We start from the raw sequence: 3,007 nt of genomic DNA on the forward strand, positions 1-3,007 counted from the left end.
GCCTTTTAAGTGGACTTACAAAGGCAAACCGTTATGTGATTGAAATACTGGCTTTATTTACGCCGCTCAGTACTAGTAATCTGTCGATCGGGACTACCGATTTTGAAGACGAGAGTAAGGTGAATGGCAATAACTGCCGAGCATAAAACTACTAATAAAAAAATTGGTGATGTCAGGGAGATGCGGTTGAGAAAAGCCTGTTGTTTCATGCTTTTAATAAATTGATGTCAATTGTCTGCATTTAGGTGCTTTCGCACCATGCAAGTTGGTGCGTTCCGGCGGCATCGATAAATTTACTTTGGTATCTAGAAACTATCAACTTTAGTATTACGTATTATGGTCGATAGCTCCGCTATTTGTCATAAATAAATCTGATTTATTTAAGTTTCTGTCATCAGCGCAGCCTCTCAACCGGAGACTTAGCATCAGACTGGGATTGTTTAGTGGCGGACTAACGTCTCAAACCGCTATTCTTTCCGCGTAACCATAAATGCTAGGCAACCGCAACACACTAGTCCCAACGAACCGATCGGTTGCTGCGACGTAAGTTATTTTGATTGAGAATATCCTATCACCAACTGTCCGGCTACTCTCTATTACGCACAAAAAAGCACTACCAGCGGCAGTGCTTTTCGAGCGAGCTATTGTCATACATTGAACGGGTAAATATATTGCACCAAGTCTATAGCGATCGCTAGATCTAGATGACTTATGCTAGCGATCGCTATTTTGGTAAGTTACCAGACTAAACTTTAGTAGTTGCTTTGAGTTTCTTTCTCATCCGTAGTGCTGCGGTACCACCAATTAAAGTGCCAACGACAGTAAAGGGTTCGGGAACAGCAGTTGCCCCTGTACCACCAGTGAGAATTGACGCATCAGCAGCACTGAGTGCGCCATCATAAATGGAAATTCTAGATATCAATCCACTAGAAGTTTCAACGCTTGTAACAGCATCATCATTAAAGAAGTTAATAATGCTGCTAGCAGGTGGGAAGAAGATGCTATCACCATTAGTATCTGCAAAGGAGAATTGTTGTACTCCATTGAGATAAGCAGTAGTTTGACCGCTACCATTACGGGTGAGAGCTAATTTTAGAGGAGTATTAGCTGCAATTGGAGTAACACCAGTAGCAATGTCTGCTGCGTTGCCGCTCTTGGTTGCATCATAGAAATTTAGGGCACCAGCTTTGTAGTAAAAGCCGCTGTCGGTTGTGAGATTTTTGAAATCTACGATCTTGCTATAGGGGCCAAAACTAGGAGTAAGATTAGGATCGGTGTAACTGAATTCGATGAAGATCGAGTAGCTAGATGGGTTGATCGAATTACTCAGTGTCAATCCTTGATTGGCTCCAAAAGAGTAACCAGCAGCAGACAAAGAACCACCGCCAGCTACTAGGCTCGCACCACCATTGAGGTCAGCTAAACTAGTTTTTAAATCATAATCACGAGTCAAGATTGCGGCTTGAACCGTTCCCATCCAAGCAAAAGCAGCACCAATCGATACAAGTCCGAGCGCGAGATGTTTAGAATTCATAATGTTTCTGGTAATATTTTTCTGTTGCGGTGTGACTAGAGATAAATCAGAGCACTTACTTTTTTTGTGGCGGGGTAAGCATCAGAGGTAGATCTTGATACTCTCTAGCTACCCTATCCCTATGTTTAAAGTACCCAGTATTTCCAGAAAACTAACTACCTAGAGAATCAATACTACGAAGTCACCTTCATCATTAAATATTAGTTGTTGAAGACTAAGAAGCTGCGGCGATCGATCGCGTTGACGTAGCGGCACGCGTAACTCCTGCCAAATTTCGATTTCTAAAACTAAACTTTATCGAGTTTGAACGCCTAGGCCATTTTGGTCGTTACTATTCAACCATATTTGGCAAGTATTTTGAGCGGTTGTTGGTGTTGAATTCGTTGCTGCGACTGGAGCTGCGGTAGAGTTACAAGTATAGCGGGCGATCGCAATTTTTTGGGTATTACAGATTTTGAGGCTATACCCATAGCTGTAAGCGACGCGGCCAAATTTGGCGATCGTCCGATAGCGATCGATATAATCTAAAATATTCCAGTACTGAGTATTAACTATTACATAAATTTGATTTTGACGGCGATCGGCCACCCAATTTGTCACTAATTTGGCGGGAAATTGTTCGCTCGTCCACCACAAACTGGGGATGGTCATTCCTTTTGGCGATGCTGTATCGGCGGTAACAATATTTGGATTAGTTTGGCGATCTGTAACAGCTAATGATGCTCGATCGATCTGGCAAATTTCTGGTGTTGAGGGGGTTAAGCTTGACTGCGCTAAGGTAGTAACACTCCATCCCCAACCCCAAATCAGAGCTAAACTGGTGCTACAGGCGATCGATCGATTTCGCAGTTTGTAACCACAACTTACCGCATTTGTCAACCAATATGAGGCTTTTAGTCGCACGATCGTCAAATCTTGAGCTTTCATGGTAGTTAAGTGCTTTTGAGTGGTGACGATATTCGACATTAACTAGTGCGATCGTATTGCCTTCTAGCTACCCAGTATCATAGTCTTTAGCTTAGGCATCTGCTGTTTAGGTACCGAGCCAAGTAAGTTCGATCGCATTACCATCGGGATCTTGAGTAAATAGTGCGGCTCTGCCAGAATTGCTCATTTTGACGACACAATTAGCTGCAAGGAGCTGTTGTTTGGCCGCGTCCAAATCGCCAACGGCAAAAGCGATGTGGGGGTTACGAGTCGATACATTAAGGTCGATCTTAGCATCGGCTCGATCGGCATTCTCGATCAAATGAATCTGAAAATCGCCGATTTGAAACCAAGCTCCTGGATAATTGAGATTGCGATCGACCCGTTGCAATCCCAACACTCCACTGTAAAATGCGATCGCTCGATCGAGATTGGAGACGATCGTTGCAGCATGGATACAACTGGTAATTTTAAGCATAGAGGGTGGATGGGTGGATGAGTAATGGGTAATGGGTAATGGGTAATGGAGTGTTTTTTACTCCTCCT

4 protein-coding genes are annotated in these 3,007 nt (G+C 43.4%); all 4 read right to left on the reverse strand.

Annotated features, from left to right (window positions below):
- Positions 1–53: 53 nt before the first annotated feature.
- Complete coding sequence (locus tag C7B77_RS30510; RefSeq protein WP_181244054.1) at positions 54–209, reverse strand: hypothetical protein; 156 nt, start codon at positions 207–209, stop codon at positions 54–56.
- Positions 210–745: 536 nt separating this feature from the next.
- Entirely contained in the window at positions 746–1,534 is a 789-nt protein-coding gene (locus C7B77_RS30515; protein WP_106312399.1) for a LamG-like jellyroll fold domain-containing protein, read from the reverse strand.
- Positions 1,535–1,828: 294 nt separating this feature from the next.
- Positions 1,829–2,500: a hypothetical protein gene (locus C7B77_RS27195; protein ID WP_106312402.1), complete on the reverse strand. Its 672-nt coding sequence runs from the start codon at positions 2,498–2,500 to the stop codon at positions 1,829–1,831.
- A 67-nt stretch (positions 2,501–2,567) separates the two neighbouring features.
- A complete protein-coding gene (locus C7B77_RS27200) occupies positions 2,568–2,939 on the reverse strand; it encodes a VOC family protein (protein ID WP_106312405.1) in 372 nt (123 codons plus the stop codon).
- Between the last annotated feature and the right edge of the window lie 68 nt (positions 2,940–3,007).

Origin of the sequence: Chamaesiphon polymorphus CCALA 037 (genome assembly GCF_003003845.1) — a bacterium.
GTDB classification, from domain to species: Bacteria; Cyanobacteriota; Cyanobacteriia; order Cyanobacteriales; family Chamaesiphonaceae; genus Chamaesiphon; species Chamaesiphon polymorphus.

Coding starts and splice junctions, on each gene's coding strand:
- C7B77_RS30510 (WP_181244054.1), bottom strand. CDS start 209: ATGAAACAACAGGCTTTTCTCAACCGCATCTCCCTGACATCACCAATT.
- C7B77_RS30515 (WP_106312399.1), bottom strand. CDS start 1,534: ATGAATTCTAAACATCTCGCGCTCGGACTTGTATCGATTGGTGCTGCT.
- C7B77_RS27195 (WP_106312402.1), bottom strand. CDS start 2,500: ATGTCGAATATCGTCACCACTCAAAAGCACTTAACTACCATGAAAGCT.
- C7B77_RS27200 (WP_106312405.1), bottom strand. CDS start 2,939: ATGCTTAAAATTACCAGTTGTATCCATGCTGCAACGATCGTCTCCAAT.